Here is a 16,577-nt window from a genome sequence, read left to right as displayed (position 1 = left end):
AAATCTATTGAAAGCGCGTCAAGAACTTATTGCTTGCTCAAGGTACGTAACCAGTCCTGAGTTACCTGGTCCAGCGAGGAATCTGGCTGATATGGTAGCGGTGATAATAATGCAGCAACTTTTGGCCAGTCAATTTGTCCCCCTTGATACAGGGTCAGTAACAGTAGTTGAGTTGTCTGCTTCTTCTTTGCCGGGTCAATCTTAGTCTGGTTAAGCAAGGTTGACATTGCCCCTTTTTCTGCTAGGACCGTAGCGACTAGCTGGTTGAGCTCTGCTGGTGTAACCTGGTCACTAATCCGTACCCTGCTGGCTAATGGGACTGCTGGGACTTCCTTTACCAGAAACTTTTGCAGCAAGTTCCAGTTATCCGTCACCTGCTTAAAAAACTGCCAAGGAACTTGGGCGTTTAGCCGATTCACTAGTTCTGGGACTATTTTAGCCAGTTTCCCTTGTTTTGCAACCAACTGGTCCGCAATTTCAATCAAGAACCGTTGGGTGGTTTCCTGAGCCGACTGTGGGACCCGTCTCTTGGCTGTTAGCGCGAAACGAACAACTAAGTAGTCAGTTAGCTGGTCATTATTAATCGTGTTGCCCTTCCCCTGGTGACGCTTTGCTTTAAAATTATTAAGTTGTTTAAGGCGTGCTGACTTGGCAAACTGACCCTGTTTTGGCATCTAAATTACTCCTCTTTACTTTTTCCTTAATGCTAGCACAACTAATCAAAAGTGGCTGTTAACTACCCGGTTATAGTAAACCAAGTGCATTTTCATTTTTGCCGGTTCGACTACTATTTTTGAAACGCTACAGTTATCTGGCTCCAAGATATCCATTCCACACGCACCCGTCACGATTGCCGCAAATGAACGGACTGTAAAGCCATGCGTAACAACTACTATTCGCCCGTGAGGATACTTAGTAGTTAACTCCTTGGTAAAGGAACGAACCCGTGTCTCAACCTGCTGGAAGCTTTCACCATGGGAAATAGAAACATACTCTGGCCGTACTACTCCTGCCAAGGGATAAAATAGCTCCGGGTATTTCTGCTTTAGGTCCGTATTTTTCTGACCATCCCAATCACCATAAGAAATTTCCCGCAATCGATCATCAATAATTAGCGGTAAGTTAAGCTGATGGTTTAAGATTTGTGCGGTTTGCTGCGCTCGATGTAGCGGTGAAACATATAGCGCCGTCAAATTATTTCCCAGGTTAAGTTTTTCTGCTAATACAGCAGCCTCTTGCTTACCGGTTGCCGTTAAGTACGTTCGTTCGTCATCAATAGTTCCTTGTTTTAGTCCCATTTTATTGGCAATGGTTTGTCCGTGTCGGATTAAGTATATTTCAGTCATCATATCGCTCCTAAAAACAAAAGAGGTTATCAGGAAAACCTGATAACCTCTTGCCAGTTGGGCTAGCTGGATTCGAACCAGCGCATGACGGTACCAAAAACCGTTGCCTTACCGCTTGGCTATAGCCCAATAATAAAATATGGAGGAGGGTGGATTCGAACCGCCGAACCCGAAGGAACGGTTTTACAGACCGTCGCGTTTAACCAGACTTCGCTACTCCTCCATCAACGTTAAACTGATATGTCATCAATCAACGTTTATTATAATACCGAATATCCGTCCCAATTGCAAGTACTTTTTTATTTAAAATTTAAAAAGTACAATTAGCCAGGTGTCAGTTCACCCATCGCTAATTTACTTATGCCTTTAAAACAAAAAAGAGGCTGAGCTAAACTCAACCTCTTAGATAATTAATCAACGCCGCCCATCAATCCATGGATCTTCTTTACAAAGAACATCAGGATGATACCGAAGATGATACTTACCAAACCAATCGTCAGGAAGTATGGAACTTCTGTTGATGATGAGTAGTACTTAACGATTTGGGCGTTAACCGCTTGACCAGCGGCATCGGCCATAAACCACATACTCATCATTTGTGACTTAAAGGCGTTTGGTGCTAACCGGGTAGTAACGGCCAGGCCAATTGGTGAAATCAGCATTTCACCAATTTCAACGATGAACCAGGAACCAACCAGCCAGAATGGTGAAACCCGACCAGCAGTAGTACCGTGAATCAATGCTGGTAATGCCATGAAGGCGTACGATAAACCAGCGAAAACCAGACCAGCAGCAAACTTACCAGGTGCACTTGGTTGGTTCTTCCAGTGGTCCCACAGGGTAACGAATACCGGTGTCAGGATCATGATGAATAATGGGTTCAATGTCTGGAAATTAGCGGCCGCAAAGTGCCAACCACCAATGTGCAAGATTGTCCGTTGTTGGGCGAACAGTGCCAAAACAACAGAACCTGATTCTTCAATTCCCCAGAAGATAACAGCAGCGATGAACAGTGGGATGTAGGCAATAACCCGTGACTTTTCAACCTTAGTAACCTTCTTGGAATTTAACATCATAATGAAGTAGTAGATTGGCAGTGCAATGGCAATAATAGTGATCAACGTAATAATGTTGTTGATGTTTAATTGACCAAGTGCAGCCAACAGACCCAGGATAATAATAATGGCAACGACACCAACTAATGACCAAATAATAACTGGCCGTAAGTCATCTTTTTCAATTGGGTCTTCAGGGTAAAGACTATCCTTAGAAAGGTACTTCCGCCCACCAATAACGTACTGGATCAAGCCGAAGAACATCCCGATAGCCGCAAGTGAGAACCCGGCGTGGAAGTTCATTTCGCCATGGAAGAGATTCATTCCGAAGCCATTAGCAGCCCACGGAACAGCCCATGGTGCAACGGCGGCACCTAAGTTGATACCGAAGACGAACATACTGAAACCGGAATCACGACGCCGGTCTTCTGGGCTGTACAAGCCACCAACCATTTCAGAAACGTTTGGCTTTAACAAACCAGTACCAATAACGATTAAAGCAATTGATACGTAAAGTGCAGAAACACCAAATGGCAGTGACAGGGCGATGTGACCAAACATGATCAAGACACCACCGATAAAGACGGTCCGACGTGAACCCCAAACACGGTCTGACAGCCAACCACCGACAACCCCGGACAAGTAAACTAATGATCCGTAAATTGACATGATTGATGCAGCGGTGGTTTGGTCCATTCCCAGACCACCCTTGGTAACTGCATAATACATGTAGAATAGCAGGATGGCACGCATTCCGTAGTAACTAAACCGTTCCCACATTTCGGTGAAGAACAGAGTAGAGAGACCTCGAGGTTGGCCAAAGAATGCTGTATCCACATTTCTCTCTTTGCTCATATAATTCCTCCAAAATCCTTGTAATGAATTAATTATGTTACATACTCATTCCAAAAATTAAATTTATCTTTTAAAATTTCAGAATAAATTAATTATAATCGTGTCGGTTTCAGCAGTCAATCAAAAGATAAGATTTTGATGAGAAAAAAGACGGATTTGCATAAGTTTTTCGTTAAGTTTTCACGCTTTGCTTTAATAAAAAAGGTGACTGCCGTGTTTAACTTAATAAAGCAAAGCAATCACCAGTGGTTAACAATTTAAAACAACATTTTATCCCAGTCGTTTAAAAAACAAAACGCCAGCCCTCAGGCCAGCGCCTCAGTAAACTCCGGCAGTCAGACTCGAACTGACGACAACCTGATTAACAGTCAGGTGCTCTACCAACTGAGCTATGCCGGAATAACTAATCAACAATTATGATTATATCGAAAGTAACCCTTCGTCGTCAAGATCTTTTCAGTGATTATCTGTCAAAGAACTAAAAGTTCATTAAAATGCGTTTTTATTAATTTAGCGGTTAAATGCTATGGTCTTAAGGGCTAATTTTAATTATTATCAGATTAATAATTAAAATTCTCCTGGGGGTGCCCAATTTGAACCTTTTTATTCTTGAAGATAAGTGGATTGAACAAGTTAACCTCGAAAAAATGGTTAATGAAATTGCAAAGGAACAAGGAATAACTATTTCAACTCTCAAATCTTACTCCAAGGTTAATGAGTTAGCAGGTAGTCTCCCATCCCCCAGTGTTGATAACGTCTTCCTCCTCGACCTTGAAATCGATGGCGACAAGGAAGCAGGCTTAAAACTTAGTCAGACAATTAGAAAACATGACCTGTACGCCACAATCATCTTTATTACGGTGCACGATGAGTTTCTCCCCGTTACTTACAAATACCAATCCGAGGCGCTCGATTTTATCGCTAAGGATAAAGATGATGTAAAGGAACACCTAGTACGGGCATTCAAGACTATCCACAGCAAGTTGCGGCGGTTTGCCCGTCCAACCATCCTGCTAAAAATTGGCACTGGGTACACCAGGATTAGTCTTGAAGATATTCTCTACTTCACTCCTAATCCCCAGAATTCACACCAGTCATTTTTGCAACTAGCAAACAACCAGCGAATTACCGTTCATGGTTCGTTGACAACCCTTGAAAAGGAATCGCCAATGCTGTTCCGTAGTCATCGACGGTGCCTAATTAATATTTCAAAGGTTACTGAAATTAACACCCATAACCACACCGTCCTATTAAAGGGTGTCAGCAAGCCGTGTCCACTCTCCCGCTTGAAGAACACCAAACTCTTGAACCAGCTAGCGGAAGTTGCTGACACCAAAATTAATTAGCACCAGAATCCATCTTAATCATCCGAAACTGACGAATCTCCGGCATCCCCGCTACCTTACAATTTCCATAGTCATTAAATTTCCCGTAACGGTTCTTATAATAGAACGTCATCTTTGGTTGGGAGTTAATCACGAGTGACTTTCGGGCCCGGCTATCAAAGAAGCTGGCTTCCTGCCCATGGTCATGCTTTAGCTTCTTTGATACCACCAACGTCCCGCTCGCGTAACCGTTACGGGATTTTCTAGTCTTTCCTTTAATATAGCGAACCATTACTTGCCGGTTATGCTGGTTGAAAAATTCAATTTTGATTGGGATTACGTTAACGGATGAAGTGCGCAGGACCTTTTGATTTTGCTGGATCGAAAACAACACGATTCCAGCAACTAGGAACAAGGCTAGTAACGAAAAAACAATCATCGGTTGTTTTCGCGACTTTCGCTGCGTATAGCCGACCGTCTTATCACCAATTGCTGGTAATTTAGCCCCACAATTAGTACAATATCCTTCGTGAATTGAATTCAGTTTGCCGCATTTAGGGCAAGTCTTACTAATTTGTTTTTTCATTATTTGTACCTTTCTTACTGGGGATTTGAGCAAATGACTTTTTTCAACATTAACAATCCATTTATCCAGGCACCAAACACCAGTTACCTAATCACCTTTTTAATTAAGACGATCATCTTTTACCCGCTCTTATTTTGGGGTGTTTTTCGCCATGTTACTAAGACGCGGGTCCCATTGTATTACTACCTAATCTTTGGGATCGTCCTAATTTTCTTACAGCCCAATCTTTTTCTCAATGACATACTTTTTACCGTTGTTTCAGCACTTGGTATTTTTTACTTTAACAACCCTAACGAAGAGCGCTTTTCAACGGTAGTTGCCCAGTTTGGCTTCTCACTGGTCGTTTACTACTTTGCCTCGTTTGTTGGCTTAGTTGGAGCCAGGCTGGTTATCACTAATTTTCCCCAATTCAGTGCACTCCTCTTTTTCTTCTTGGTACCAATCATATACCTAATCGCCCTGTTAATTATACAGTTATCCCGGCGTTTTTTCGTACCGTATTTTAAAATTGTTTACTATCAATACAGTGGGTTAAAGTATCTTCTGAGTTTACTGTTTGTCCCACTTAGTTACTTTTTCTACCTTTTCCAGTACAACCCGGCAATGATTAGTGGGGCCTTGCACGTCAAGAATATCAACCTCTTTGCTATTATCTCGGCCACCCTATATTACATACTGGTACTGACAATCTTGTATGTGGTCGGAAGACTGCTGCAAGGCCGCGAAGAATTGCATTATGCGCAAGTCCGACTAAATAACCTGGCGAGTTATACCAGCCAGCTTGAAGTAATGTACGATGATATGCGGCGCTTCAAGCATGACTATAAGAACGTACTTTACAGTTTGAAGAGTGCATTGGATACCGACAACCTTGACTATGCCAAAGCCGAATTGGAGCGGCTAACTGATTCGACCGATTCAATCATCAACCTCCCGACGCACTTACTTGGCAACCTCAAGAACATTAAGAATTCCGGAATTAAGTCGGTAGTATACGGTAAAATCAACCAGGCCATCAATAAGCAATTATCACCAATTCTCGAAGTGGTTGAGCCAATTGACCTCACTGAAACATTAGCGCAAATTGACGCAATTCGAATCCTCTCTATCCTGCTTGATAACGCGATTAATGCAGCTGCAGAATCAGCGGAAAAGAAAGTCGACCTTTGTTTATACGAAAATGACAACGCTCAGTTCATTGTGGTTGGTAATTCAACGAAGGAAAACCGCATTGACCTCGACCGCCTAGATATCAATTCGGTTAACTTTAACCTTGGTGCTAGCCACCATATTGGCCTACGTAATTTACGGATTATTCTGGGCAAGTATCCCCAAGCAGTCAATGACCGGAGCTCTGATAAGCACTGGTTTGAACAACGAATTATTTTACCGAAAAAGCAATAAAAAGAAGCCGTAATAATGGTTTCTTCCTCCTATACCAATGAGGTCCAAAGTTCGGAAATGAACTTTGAACCTCATTTTTTATTTAATGGTTATCAGGAAATTTTTTCATTTAGCAAAAGCGTTACATCCAGAAACCCAGTATCTTAAAATTAAGGAAATTATCAACCACGGTCCAAATGCTAAAAGCTTCGTGCTGGTTCCTGACACTAACAAGGGAACTACCAAGCTGGCCTATTTCCAAGCAGGGCAATACATTTCATTGCGCCTCCACATTAATGGCAGCTATGTCACACGACCATACGCCATTCGTTCAACGCCAGTCCAAGCACTTCGCGGAGAATATATTGTTACCATGAAGCTAGTGCCAACCGGCTTTGTGACACCATTTATCTGGAAAAACTGGCACGTTGGAACCAGCGTTGTTGCCTCTGGACCAGCTGGTCAACTATTCTACGAGCCTATCCGGGATAAAGAAAATATCGTGGCCCTCGCCGGTGGTAGTGGGATTACCCCCTTCTATTCCATGGCGGGTGCTATCCTTGATGGAACAATTGATGCTAACCTGACAATCCTATACGGTAGTCGGACCCACGATAATATCCTACTGGGGGACGAACTGCAAAAGATTGCTGACCAAACTAGCAAGGTTAAGCTGGTAAATATTCTCAGTGACGAAGATGTGACCGGCTATGAGCACGGTTTTATCACCAAGGAATTGATTAAAAAGTATGCACCAGCCGGCAACTACTCAATCTTCATCAGTGGTCCATCGGTTATGTACCAGTTTGCAATGAAGGAAGTAGATCAGCTTCACCTGGCTCCGGGGCGTGTTCGGCATGAGTTAAATGGGAATAACGCTAGTCCCTATGACTTTGCTGACTACCCAGCCGCTGCTAAGGATAAGAACTTTAAGCTCACTGTCATCACCCGTGACCAATTGACCACGATTAAAGCGGCAGCCAATGAATCACTACTCGTTGCTTTAGAACGGGCTGGTATCGTTGCTCCATCCATGTGCCGGTCCGGTGTCTGTTCGGCCTGCCGTTCACGCCTCGTTAGCGGAAAGGCATTTATTCCTGCTGAATTTGACCACCGGCGGGCTGCTGATGCAGAGTTTGGCTACCTCAACACCTGCGTTTCCTACCCGATTAGTGACCTCACACTTGAAGTTCCGGTTCATGACTACGCCAACCAATTTGGCTAAAATTTAATATAAATAGGGAGCACCACCGTTCTAGTTTCTGGACGTTGGTGCTCCTTTATTATTTCACCATATCAAGGTGGGGAATACCATCCTCTAAATAGACTGCAGAGACCGGCTTGAAGCCAAACGATTCATAGAACTTTTGTAAATGGCCTTGGGCCTAAATCTGGATTTTCTTGCCCGGATATAGCCGTTTAGTATGGTCAATCGTTGTTTGAACCAGCTGACGGCCATACTGGTGACCACGAAACTGCTTTGGAACCAGGACCCGGCCAAAAGTTGCCCGGTCAGCATCCTTATCCATAATCCGGGTGTAGTCAACCAGCTGACCGCGATCATTTTTTAATAAGAGGTGGTGGGCACCATAATCCTGGTCGTCCACTTCCTGGTAGGGACATTGTTGTTCCACAACAAAAACGCAGACCCGTTCCTCAACAATTCGGCAGAACTCCTGGCTTGATAACTCGGCTAATGTTTTAACTTCAACCTTCATCTGAAAAACTCCTAAAAATAATGGGCACCAACCAGCTTCCTCATGCCCCATTTCTGGCAGGCCCTAGTAGAAGATGGTTGATGCCCAACTCATTTGCTCACAATCCGGGGACTGCAAGCGAGCGTTATTAATTTGTAAGTAATTTAACGTCTGTACTAATTGGTATGCGAAACAATGCCACTAATCTGTTCAGCATCGGTCTGACTTTCTAAGGCACTAACTGTTGTCGTAGTCTTATTGCTTGGGTCGCTAGCCTTCCAGTAAGTAACGTTATTCCCCTTAATCTTGTATTCGATTGCCCCGTCAGCTGATGGTCCTTCACCAAAGGAATAGGTATCACCATTAGATGAGAAGCTGAAGGTTTCCCGGCCGGGCATCCCGTCGTAGGTTGCTTGGAAGGCCATCGCACCGACCCGCTTTGGATCAACTGAGGAATTGCCTTGACTACTATTACCACTACCGCCATGGTGGTCAGACAGGTACTTATCGAGGTTAATACTACCATTAGCCCGGGTCATCGTGTCGGTCGACCAGTTGCTGTCCCCAGTTAAGGTTAGCCGGTTACCATCAAGGTGGGCAGTGATTGGGCTGGTGACATCACTGTCATCAAACTTAAGTGTATAGTCGTTATCGCCAGTCTTTTGCCAGGTTAACTGGTCATTGGTGTCGCTGTTAACCGGGTCGGCATAAACATAACGGCCAGTCCCGTTAGCATATAGGTTAATTGCGGTCCCCTTCCCCGTATTTTGGAAGGAGCCGACAATTCCATCTGCCGTCTTTTGGCTTGTTGCCGTCGATGAACTGTTAGATGACGATTGACAGGACTGCTTTGCAGCACACGCTGTCAATGATGTTGCAACTAAAGCGACCGCGACCAGACTGGCAAGCCGTTGATACTTTTTCATTACTAATAACCTTCTTTTCCTAAAATCCACCTCTTATTATATAGTTTTCCCGCGGAAGGTTATTAATTTTCTATAAACTGCTTAATTTTTCATCGTCGGTAATTATTTACGAATAAACTTATCATCGCTGCTAGGCTCATCTGCTGAAATATACCGTTCCACTTTCATGTGTAAGTCATACTTTTCCCGTAACTGGGCCAGTTCCTGCATCATCGGCGAAGCATGGTGACGGTCAATTGCCGCTTGGTCCGCCCAACGGTCAATTAATAGAACCGTCTCGGGATTGTTTGCTGGGAAGAAGTAATCGTACCGCTCGTTGCCCTCTTCTTGACGGATCCGGTCCGCAATCCCACTGCTCTCCATTTCTTCCATGAAGCGCCGGGCACTGCCATTCTTGCCAGTGTAGTAAAGGTTAATGGTTAAACTCATTTTTAGGCTCCTTCTTAATCGTCCATAATCCGATATTCTTCAAAGTAATTTTTGTTCTGTCTGATCTCACCAGATTGGTAGAGAGAAATTTTATGGGAGAGTCGGTCAATCGACCGCTGAAGGTTGCGTTGCTTCTCTAGCAGCAAGTCACGTTGTTCCACCAACAGGTTCTCCCGAGCCTGCAGGGTTGCATCCCCTTGCTTCAACAGCTCCACATATTCAACTAACTTCTCCACCGATACCCCAGAATGCCGTAGACAGATGATCATCTCAACCCACTTTTGCCAAGTTTATTGTGACCTACCAAAACGGTAAAATTGCCTGCCTCGAGCTTGGCATAGGAATGAATACACCGGAAAGTTGGATCGTTGCTTAACTGACCTATTCGACGATCACCTTTCCGTGGAACATATCCATTCCGCAGGCGTAGTTATAAGTGCCCGGTTGGTCGGTTGGGATATCAACGGTCACCCGCTTTTTGCCATCTAACTTCACGTCAATGTCGAGGTCCTTGAAAACAACCTCGTTCATGCACCCCATGTCACCCTTGGGTACAAAATCAATTGCGGCGGGTTTGCCCGTCTTAAACTTCACAACTGCCGGCTTGTACCCGCCATTAGCAGCGGCAACAACAACTTTTTTGCTTTGCTTGTTTGAAAATAGACTCATGATCTTCACTCCTTTTTGCATTTTTATATTGGTATAACTCGCAGTAATAACTATGGCTCTATATTTGATCGCAAAAAGTCACGTTCTGTCGGGTGGTCGCCTAAGTAGCGGGTGCTAATCGCTTGAAAGTCTTCCTTTGCATATCGAAATGGCGCCTGATTTTTTAATAAGGCCAGGTCGGCTAACATTAACCGGTAAAAGGACCGACCATTAGCAGACTTAATGCCGAGCAAGGGATAATTATGGGCCGCCCGGCGGCGAAACAGCCGGACATCCGCAAGTAGTTTGTCAAACCCTTCCACCGATAATGGTGCCTTAAACACACGCGCGAGGACCTGGGTCTGGACCTGGCTCCCCAATAAAAAGAAGGCGTTCGTTGCCACCCCAAACGACATTTCCTTAACCAGGACCCAAGGAGTAATTTCACCGTTATATGCTTGCCGGTAGCCAGCGAAGGGTTCTAAGTAGTGCTGTTTGATCCGGCGGATACGGGCTTTAAGGTCGCCGCGCCGGATCACCCGGCCATCCTCCAACCGGTATGCTTCCTTGAAAATTTCACCATGCCGCATTGCAGGAAGAGCAGCGGCTAAAGCCACCTTAAAGGATTGCTCAAATAATTGCAGGCTGACCATCATCACATTTTTTAGTTGCTGGTCTAAGTGGTAAAGGTCGGCAATGTCGTTAAAGTCGATCGACCGTTTTTGCCCTGCAAAGTGTGGTAAATACTGGTCAACAATTTCGTGGTAACCATAAGCCTGGCTTTGTCGGGCAAAGTATTCTAGGTCATTAACCGTGATGCCGCGGGTATTCAATTGCTTAACTTGTGCTTCAACATTATTATCCATTACCTTCGCCACCCTTTTCAGTTAATTATACCAAGCCGGCTTGACTCCTGCCTGGCTAGTAAGTGAAAATAGCGTTAGGAGGTTGCGCAAATGAAAAAGATTTACTTTCTCTGCACTGGGAATTCGTGCCGGAGCCAAATGGCCGAGGGGTATGCCAAGACCTTACTCGGCAACCATTACGATGTACGGAGTGCGGGTGTCGAAGTCCATGGTCTAAACCCGCTAGCAGTTAGGGTGATGGCCGAAGATGGGATCGATATTAGCAAGCAACGGTCGACGCTAATTGACCCGACCTTTTTTAACAATGCCGACTTAATTATCACGCTCTGTGGTGATGCCCGTGACCGCTGCCCAGTCCTGCCACCACAAGCAATGGGAATTCATTGGCCCCTCCCTGACCCCGCACAGGCAACCGGCAGCTTAGCGGAACGGTTAGTGACCTTTCGCCAGGTTAGGGATGAGATTAAGCAGCGGATTTTAGAATTGCGTTAAAAATTGGTGTAAGTCTTTCTATCGATCAAAAGCAACCAACACGGTACACAAATAGAGGTCCAGAGCTCATAAACGAACTCTGGACCTCTTGTTCTCTTTTACATTAACTTCTTTAATTCGGCAATTGCCTTTTCGTAATCCGGTTCATCAACCAACTCACTTACGATTTGCCGGTAGACAACCTTGCCATCTTGATCAAGAATCCAGACTGACCGTGCGAGAACGCCCTCATCGGGAATCAGTAGCTTTGATTCATAACCGAATGATTCTTCCTTATCAGAAACCAGTTCCATGTTCTTAACTCCTTCAGCGGCGCACCACTTCTGCTGGTCTTCAGTGGTGTTGGTTGAAATAGTCAAGAAGTTTACATCTGGGAACTGGTCCATCGTTGAATTAAAACGCTGGGTTTGAATACTACATACTGGAGTGTTGATATCGGGAACAACGCTTAAGAGAGTAACCTTACCAAGTAATTGGCGGGTCTTAATCTTAGCACCGTTCTTATCAAAAACCTTGAAATGTGGGAATTCATCACCGACTTCCGGTGGGTTACCTACTAGTTGCCGTTTTTCACCATTAATCGTGATTTCCATGCTTAGCCACTCCTTTGCTAAATTTGATTAGGTCTAGTATAACCAAAACACCATCAAAAATCACTGCTTAAGCCCATGATTTTAGAAAAGTCACGACAATTCTTTAGCCCACAGATATAATAGAGAATAAAAGTATTATGGAGGCAATAATGATGGATCAACAAGGCTTCTTTCACACTACTGATGATGCGGTGCTCTATTATGAATGGCGAAGCTGACCAGTGATACATTCGACCGCCTGACCACCGACGAGAATTGGGTTATTACCATTTAAGTTAACGTTAATAATACCGTTTCGGCCCATCTTTTGCCCTTGATGAGCAATGTACTTTTGCTTATTTAACAAATGATGGCTTTTAATTAAAGCTGCCACCGCACCATTACCGCTTCCGCAAACAGGATCTTCATGCACTCCCTCTACTGGTGCAAATGAGCGAACTTCAAAATCACTGTCTGCTGATTCTTGCGGTGCAAATACAGTCACACCAGTAGTTCCGGTAGGTAGCAATTTAACTAGTTGTTCATCTTGAGGATCCAGGCTTAAAACGTCTTGAGCAGACTTTAGTCCCATTGTTAGCCAAATTGCCCCAACATCAACCATTTCAGTTAATGTGACCTTTGACGTATTGCTTAAACCAAGTGCTTTTGCAACCTGTTCATTTAATTCATCTGTTACAGAGGTAATCTTGGGCGTTGGTAAAGCAAAGGAAAGCTGATCACCGTCAATGTAAATCTTAACGAGTCCCTTACCACAATCCTGAACTAAGTAGCCCTCATGAGCAGGCTTAATGCCGTTATTAAGCGCTACTCGGGCAGAACCGACAGTTGGGTGCCCAGCAAATGGTAATTCTTCATGAGGAGTAAAAATTCGTAAACGATAATCTGCTTCCGGATTAGTTGGGGAACAAATAAAGGTAGTTTCTGAAAGGTGCGTCCAATTAGCAATTTTCTGCATTTCTGAGTCTGTTAATTGGTCCCCATCAATGATTACCGCCACTGGGTTTCCTTAATAAGGTACTCCAGTAAAAACATCAGCTTGACTGAATTTTATTGACATAGAACTCCTTCTCTCTGCTTAGTTAGATTAACTTTAATTATAGCCATTATTCCTACAAAAAATTAAAAAGTAGTTACTTATTGCGAATAGCCGCTATCCCTATTTTTCAATGTCTTCATTACCCTTCAGAAAATTTATGGCTGTTAATATGTAAATTTTGATTAGCTTAAATAATTGGTCAATCTCAATATACTCATTTGCCATTCCCACAGTTTCACCATTGAAACCGTACCAAAATGCTGGAATTCCATCCCATCTCCAATAGCGAGCATCTGATATGGCAATTTCTGGAACTGGTTGAGCATCGATTTGGGAAACTGACAGAATTGCATCGTGTAAATCATTATAAAGTTTTCCGCCGGGTACACTGATATCTGCATCATCCCCACCGATAACGTTCATCTTAGCGCCAGGATACTTATTTATTATTCTGCGTAGTCGAGCTAAGATATTCTGCCGATTTACGTTTTGCGGTGTTACCATCATAAGCTTAAAAGTGGCGTTAGATGGGATCATACTCGTAGAATCGCCAGCTTGGAACTTGCTAACAGTAAGGGTGGTCTTCTTTAGCTGATTTGCCATTCCAGAACCGACTCGTTTCTCATACCACTTTCTACGTTCAGGTGTATTAATAACTTTCTGAACAGGACTTGGTAATTGAACAGCGATTGCTGGAAAGCTTTGCAGGCGTTGAATAATGTTAGATGCTACAACAATTGCATTGGTTCCGAGATTTTCGTAACCAGCGATTGCTCCTGAAGTGTTAACCGTTATCTTGATTTCTGTATACCCCTTAGAAGAGAAGGCAATTGTTTCAGGATGAGTTGGCTCAGCTAGCAATACCCCATCGACACCTTTTAATTCAGGCATTTGCTGCCGGACATAATAACTTCCCCGCCCCCAACCAGTTTCTTCATCTGAAACTAGCATCAAGCTTAATTGGCCGTTAAGCCGGTCCGGAATTGATGAAAGATATGTGTAGGCCACTAACATTGCAACTACTCCAGCTTTCATATCCGCCGATCCACGGCCAAAGATCTTGCCGTCCTTAATGGCACCGCTAAAAGGTTCGGGAGACCAAGCTTCATGATTGCCAACAGGTAGGCAGTCAAGGTGTCCATTGAAAAGTAGTTTGCGCCCACTTCTGGTCGGATTAAGAGTGGTAACCAAGTTAGGCATCGTTGCTTGTTTAGCAAGGGACGTAAAGGAAAGCTGGTAACACGCTAAATAGTCCTGAACGAGTTTCATGCTTGGTCGGGTATCTTCAAGATTGTGGGGGTTATGGCTTTTGATTAATTCAGAAGTAAGGTTGATTATTTGTTGACGGTTAGCTTCAAGAAAATCATTAATTTGATTTTGCATCGGATACTCCAAACAACCGGTTTTAATAGTATTCGTCATGACTATCCACAGGTTAGCAAATCAATTTTTTTATTGCAAGAACCAGTATGGATTTGCTTAATTCATGATGCAACATCAACTAGCAAGATCATTACCGGGACTTCTATCATCAGTCCAATCACAGATTAACTCAAGAAGTGCTTAACAGCCCTAAATTAATGGATAGCGATCTTCATTACAAATACAGTGGATTATTGGGATCAAAGCCGGTCTTATCCTTATCAGTAATTGCCCGGATCACTTTAGCGGGTACACCAGCCGCAATGACGTTTGCCGGAATATCATGAGTGACTACGCTTCCGGCACCGATGATTGTATTATCCCCAATTGTTGTCCCCGGGGTAACAGAAACATTAGCTCCCAGCCAACAACGGTTACCAATTTTAATTGATTTTGCAATACAGCCACCACGTTCTCGTTCACCGGCATCAAAAAGGTGGTTACTGGTATACAACCCAACCTTCGGACCAAATAAAACGTTATCACCGATTTCTACCGGAGCACCATCCAGGATCGTACAATCATAGTTGGCATAGAAATGATCACCAACATGAATATTACGACCAAACTCACAGCGGAAGTTTGGATTTACAAATGGTGCTTTACCCGTACTGCCAAATAATCGCCTAATCAGCTGTTCCTTTTTGGCCGGATCACTTTCATTATTAATTGCATTAGTATTTACAGTTGCCTGGTCACGGGCCTGCACCAATAGTGGGTCCAGGTCATTATAGGGTTTCCCCGTTGCCATATAGGCAAATTTTTCTGCTAACTTCATTACAATTACTCCTTGATATTTAACTTTCCTTCTGAATACAGGACTGCCTTACTAGCGAGCGTGGCTTGTTTACCCCAGCAATCACAATAGAGAACTCCACCACGTTGTGAGGCCTGGTAAGCAACAAGGTGATTTTTACCTAGTTGTTGTGCCCAGTACGGGATAATATGACAATGACCGCTTCCGCAAACTGGGTCTTCAGCAACAGATAGCTTCGGCGCAAAGGACCGGGAAACACAATCGTCCTTTTGACTGCGTGCCATTGCATGCTGCAAGAGACCATCCAGTTTTACTAATTTACTGTAAGCACACCATAACGACACGTATTGAAAAAGGCGGTCGTGATCCTCAAGCTTGGATCACGATCGCCCTACTTATTGGTGACAATTCTCTTGAATTACTTTTGCCCATGGCAAATAAGCCTCAAGACTTACCGTCTTGCGGTTGGGTAGCTCCTCAAATAAATATTTGAAGTAGCGATAAGGATTTAACTGATTCATTTTAGCCGTTGCTACTAAAGTATAGAAAACCGCACTGATTGGATAATCTCAGTATAGGAGGCACTGCAGTGACCGTTTAGGCTAGACGAGTTGTTACTGGTTGCTTACATTAAATACGTTTTTAATGTTTTAAGGAAAATAAAAATGCTTTTATATCAACGATTTAAATCGATACAAAAGCATGAAAATAAAGAATGCCGACAAGAGGAGTCGAACCTCCGACCTTCTCTTTACGAGGGAGATGCTCTACCAGCTGAGCTATGTCGGCATAAAAAGAAAAGCTGCTAACTGAACCAGTCAACAGCTTCAACAACTCCGGCAGTCAGACTCGAACTGACGACAACCTGATTAACAGTCAGGTGCTCTACCAACTGAGCTATGCCGGAATAACGCGTGGCAACGTCCTATCCTCGCAGGGAGCGATCCCCCAACTACTTTCGGCGTGTTGAAGCTTAACTTCTGTGTTCGGCATGGGAACAGGTGTATCCTTCAAGCCATCATCACCACACTTCGTCTCGCTTGAGACGAGAGCTTGCGCTCTCAAAACTAAACAATATCTAATCCCACCAACAAACCTAACCGCTTTGCCTTGGTTAAGTCCTCGACCGATTAGTAATGGTCCGCTCCATGCATCACTGCA

At 43.9% G+C, this 16,577-nt stretch carries 18 protein-coding genes, 5 tRNA genes, 1 rRNA gene and 2 pseudogenes; 4 read left to right on the top strand and 22 right to left on the bottom strand.

Translation table 11 applies throughout. The features are described 5' to 3' along the window. Positions 1-26: 26 nt before the first annotated feature. The 6 genes from QOS07_RS04335 to QOS07_RS04310 form a co-directional block, all read right to left on the bottom strand. Entirely contained in the window at positions 27-674 is a 648-nt protein-coding gene (locus tag QOS07_RS04335) for a hypothetical protein (RefSeq protein ID WP_283587776.1), read from the bottom strand. Positions 675-719: 45 nt separating this feature from the next. Then, the gene (locus tag QOS07_RS04330; protein ID WP_283587775.1) at positions 720-1,346 is read right to left on the bottom strand and encodes a histidine phosphatase family protein; all 627 of its coding nucleotides are present in this window, start codon (positions 1,344-1,346) and stop codon (positions 720-722) included. Positions 1,347-1,403: 57 nt separating this feature from the next. Beyond that, positions 1,404-1,475, bottom strand: a tRNA-Gln gene (locus tag QOS07_RS04325). An 11-nt stretch (positions 1,476-1,486) separates the two neighbouring features. Continuing rightward, positions 1,487-1,569, bottom strand: a tRNA-Tyr gene (locus QOS07_RS04320). Positions 1,570-1,756: 187 nt separating this feature from the next. Further along, positions 1,757-3,256, bottom strand: coding sequence for a peptide MFS transporter (locus tag QOS07_RS04315; protein ID WP_283587774.1), 1,500 nt, complete (start codon positions 3,254-3,256; stop codon positions 1,757-1,759). 326 nt (positions 3,257-3,582) lie between these two features. Next, positions 3,583-3,655, bottom strand: a tRNA-Asn gene (locus tag QOS07_RS04310). Positions 3,656-3,849: 194 nt separating this feature from the next. On the opposite strand from QOS07_RS04310, the gene QOS07_RS04305 reads away from it, so the two are divergent. Then, the gene (locus QOS07_RS04305; protein WP_283587773.1) at positions 3,850-4,602 is read left to right on the top strand and encodes a response regulator transcription factor; all 753 of its coding nucleotides are present in this window, start codon (positions 3,850-3,852) and stop codon (positions 4,600-4,602) included. Here the strand turns inward: QOS07_RS04305 and QOS07_RS04300 are convergent. Continuing rightward, positions 4,595-5,167, bottom strand: coding sequence for a zinc ribbon domain-containing protein (locus QOS07_RS04300; protein ID WP_283587772.1), 573 nt, complete (start codon positions 5,165-5,167; stop codon positions 4,595-4,597). The genes QOS07_RS04305 and QOS07_RS04300 overlap by 8 nt on opposite strands. A gap of 33 nt (positions 5,168-5,200) precedes the next feature. Here QOS07_RS04300 and QOS07_RS04295 point away from each other — a divergent pair, with 33 nt between their 5' ends. After that, positions 5,201-6,571, top strand: coding sequence for a GHKL domain-containing protein (locus tag QOS07_RS04295; RefSeq protein ID WP_283587771.1), 1,371 nt, complete (start codon positions 5,201-5,203; stop codon positions 6,569-6,571). 64 nt (positions 6,572-6,635) lie between these two features. After that, the gene (locus QOS07_RS04290) at positions 6,636-7,775 is read left to right on the top strand and encodes an iron-sulfur cluster-binding domain-containing protein (RefSeq protein WP_283587770.1); all 1,140 of its coding nucleotides are present in this window, start codon (positions 6,636-6,638) and stop codon (positions 7,773-7,775) included. A 58-nt stretch (positions 7,776-7,833) separates the two neighbouring features. On the opposite strand, the pseudogene QOS07_RS04285 reads toward QOS07_RS04290, so the two are convergent. The 6 genes and pseudogenes from QOS07_RS04285 to QOS07_RS04260 all read right to left on the bottom strand — a co-directional run bounded on the left by QOS07_RS04285 (position 7,834) and on the right by QOS07_RS04260 (position 11,116). Beyond that, positions 7,834-8,268, bottom strand: a pseudogene (locus QOS07_RS04285) (GNAT family N-acetyltransferase). A 155-nt stretch (positions 8,269-8,423) separates the two neighbouring features. After that, a complete protein-coding gene (locus QOS07_RS04280; protein ID WP_283587769.1) occupies positions 8,424-9,173 on the bottom strand; it encodes a DUF3642 domain-containing protein in 750 nt (249 codons plus the stop codon). A gap of 102 nt (positions 9,174-9,275) precedes the next feature. Then, entirely contained in the window at positions 9,276-9,602 is a 327-nt protein-coding gene (locus QOS07_RS04275; RefSeq protein ID WP_283587768.1) for a putative quinol monooxygenase, read from the bottom strand. A 14-nt stretch (positions 9,603-9,616) separates the two neighbouring features. After that, positions 9,617-9,886: pseudogene (locus QOS07_RS04270) on the bottom strand (MerR family transcriptional regulator); the annotation flags it as partial. A 97-nt stretch (positions 9,887-9,983) separates the two neighbouring features. After that, positions 9,984-10,271: a cupredoxin domain-containing protein gene (locus QOS07_RS04265; protein WP_283587767.1), complete on the bottom strand. Its 288-nt coding sequence runs from the start codon at positions 10,269-10,271 to the stop codon at positions 9,984-9,986. A 50-nt stretch (positions 10,272-10,321) separates the two neighbouring features. Further along, positions 10,322-11,116: an Abi family protein gene (locus QOS07_RS04260; protein ID WP_283587766.1), complete on the bottom strand. Its 795-nt coding sequence runs from the start codon at positions 11,114-11,116 to the stop codon at positions 10,322-10,324. Between the two features lie 90 nt (positions 11,117-11,206). Here QOS07_RS04260 and arsC point away from each other — a divergent pair, with 90 nt between their 5' ends. Continuing rightward, positions 11,207-11,608 (top strand): arsenate reductase (thioredoxin), encoded by a 402-nt coding sequence (arsC, locus tag QOS07_RS04255; RefSeq protein WP_283587765.1) that lies wholly within the window; start codon positions 11,207-11,209, stop codon positions 11,606-11,608. 98 nt (positions 11,609-11,706) lie between these two features. On the opposite strand, the gene tpx is transcribed toward arsC, so the two are convergent. The 9 genes from tpx to rrf form a co-directional block, all read right to left on the bottom strand. Continuing rightward, positions 11,707-12,201 (bottom strand): thiol peroxidase, encoded by a 495-nt coding sequence (gene tpx / locus QOS07_RS04250; protein WP_283587764.1) that lies wholly within the window; start codon positions 12,199-12,201, stop codon positions 11,707-11,709. A gap of 199 nt (positions 12,202-12,400) precedes the next feature. Then, positions 12,401-13,198 carry a PhzF family phenazine biosynthesis protein gene (locus QOS07_RS04245; protein ID WP_283587763.1) on the bottom strand — a complete coding sequence of 266 codons (798 nt, stop codon included), beginning with the start codon at positions 13,196-13,198 and terminating at the stop codon, positions 12,401-12,403. A gap of 159 nt (positions 13,199-13,357) precedes the next feature. Beyond that, a complete protein-coding gene (locus QOS07_RS04240) occupies positions 13,358-14,620 on the bottom strand; it encodes a M20 family metallopeptidase (protein ID WP_283587762.1) in 1,263 nt (420 codons plus the stop codon). Positions 14,621-14,834: 214 nt separating this feature from the next. Next, positions 14,835-15,437, bottom strand: a complete 603-nt coding sequence (locus QOS07_RS04235) for a sugar O-acetyltransferase (RefSeq protein ID WP_283587761.1) — start codon at positions 15,435-15,437, stop codon at positions 14,835-14,837. 5 nt (positions 15,438-15,442) lie between these two features. Further along, the gene (locus QOS07_RS04230) at positions 15,443-15,700 is read right to left on the bottom strand and encodes a PhzF family phenazine biosynthesis protein (protein WP_283587760.1); all 258 of its coding nucleotides are present in this window, start codon (positions 15,698-15,700) and stop codon (positions 15,443-15,445) included. 111 nt (positions 15,701-15,811) lie between these two features. Then, positions 15,812-15,976 carry a transposase domain-containing protein gene (locus tag QOS07_RS04225; protein ID WP_283587807.1) on the bottom strand — a complete coding sequence of 55 codons (165 nt, stop codon included), beginning with the start codon at positions 15,974-15,976 and terminating at the stop codon, positions 15,812-15,814. Positions 15,977-16,132: 156 nt separating this feature from the next. After that, positions 16,133-16,205: transfer RNA gene (locus tag QOS07_RS04220), tRNA-Thr, on the bottom strand. 45 nt (positions 16,206-16,250) lie between these two features. Next, positions 16,251-16,323, bottom strand: a tRNA-Asn gene (locus tag QOS07_RS04215). A 5-nt stretch (positions 16,324-16,328) separates the two neighbouring features. Further along, a 5S ribosomal RNA gene (gene rrf / locus QOS07_RS04210) occupies positions 16,329-16,445 on the bottom strand. Positions 16,446-16,577 lie beyond the last annotated feature (132 nt).

Source organism: Limosilactobacillus viscerum, assembly GCF_947387525.1.
Lineage (GTDB): Bacteria > Bacillota > Bacilli > Lactobacillales > Lactobacillaceae > Limosilactobacillus > Limosilactobacillus viscerum.
The sequence above is the reverse complement of the archived record's forward strand: the minus strand, read 5'-3'. Positions and strand labels throughout refer to the sequence as shown.

What these genes read in the sequence shown, in the direction of transcription:
- QOS07_RS04230 (WP_283587760.1), bottom strand. Translation starts at nt 15,700, where the DNA reads ATGGCACGCAGTCAAAAGGACGATTGTGTTTCCCGGTCCTTTGCGCCG.
- arsC (WP_283587765.1), top strand. Translation starts at nt 11,207, where the DNA reads ATGAAAAAGATTTACTTTCTCTGCACTGGGAATTCGTGCCGGAGCCAA.
- QOS07_RS04315 (WP_283587774.1), bottom strand. Translation starts at nt 3,256, where the DNA reads ATGAGCAAAGAGAGAAATGTGGATACAGCATTCTTTGGCCAACCTCGA.
- QOS07_RS04260 (WP_283587766.1), bottom strand. Translation starts at nt 11,116, where the DNA reads ATGGATAATAATGTTGAAGCACAAGTTAAGCAATTGAATACCCGCGGC.
- QOS07_RS04240 (WP_283587762.1), bottom strand. Translation starts at nt 14,620, where the DNA reads ATGCAAAATCAAATTAATGATTTTCTTGAAGCTAACCGTCAACAAATA.
- tpx (WP_283587764.1), bottom strand. Translation starts at nt 12,201, where the DNA reads ATGGAAATCACGATTAATGGTGAAAAACGGCAACTAGTAGGTAACCCA.
- QOS07_RS04330 (WP_283587775.1), bottom strand. Translation starts at nt 1,346, where the DNA reads ATGACTGAAATATACTTAATCCGACACGGACAAACCATTGCCAATAAA.
- QOS07_RS04300 (WP_283587772.1), bottom strand. Translation starts at nt 5,167, where the DNA reads ATGAAAAAACAAATTAGTAAGACTTGCCCTAAATGCGGCAAACTGAAT.
- QOS07_RS04265 (WP_283587767.1), bottom strand. Translation starts at nt 10,271, where the DNA reads ATGAGTCTATTTTCAAACAAGCAAAGCAAAAAAGTTGTTGTTGCCGCT.
- QOS07_RS04275 (WP_283587768.1), bottom strand. Translation starts at nt 9,602, where the DNA reads ATGAGTTTAACCATTAACCTTTACTACACTGGCAAGAATGGCAGTGCC.
- QOS07_RS04280 (WP_283587769.1), bottom strand. Translation starts at nt 9,173, where the DNA reads ATGAAAAAGTATCAACGGCTTGCCAGTCTGGTCGCGGTCGCTTTAGTT.
- QOS07_RS04335 (WP_283587776.1), bottom strand. Translation starts at nt 674, where the DNA reads ATGCCAAAACAGGGTCAGTTTGCCAAGTCAGCACGCCTTAAACAACTT.
- QOS07_RS04295 (WP_283587771.1), top strand. Translation starts at nt 5,201, where the DNA reads ATGACTTTTTTCAACATTAACAATCCATTTATCCAGGCACCAAACACC.
- QOS07_RS04235 (WP_283587761.1), bottom strand. Translation starts at nt 15,437, where the DNA reads ATGAAGTTAGCAGAAAAATTTGCCTATATGGCAACGGGGAAACCCTAT.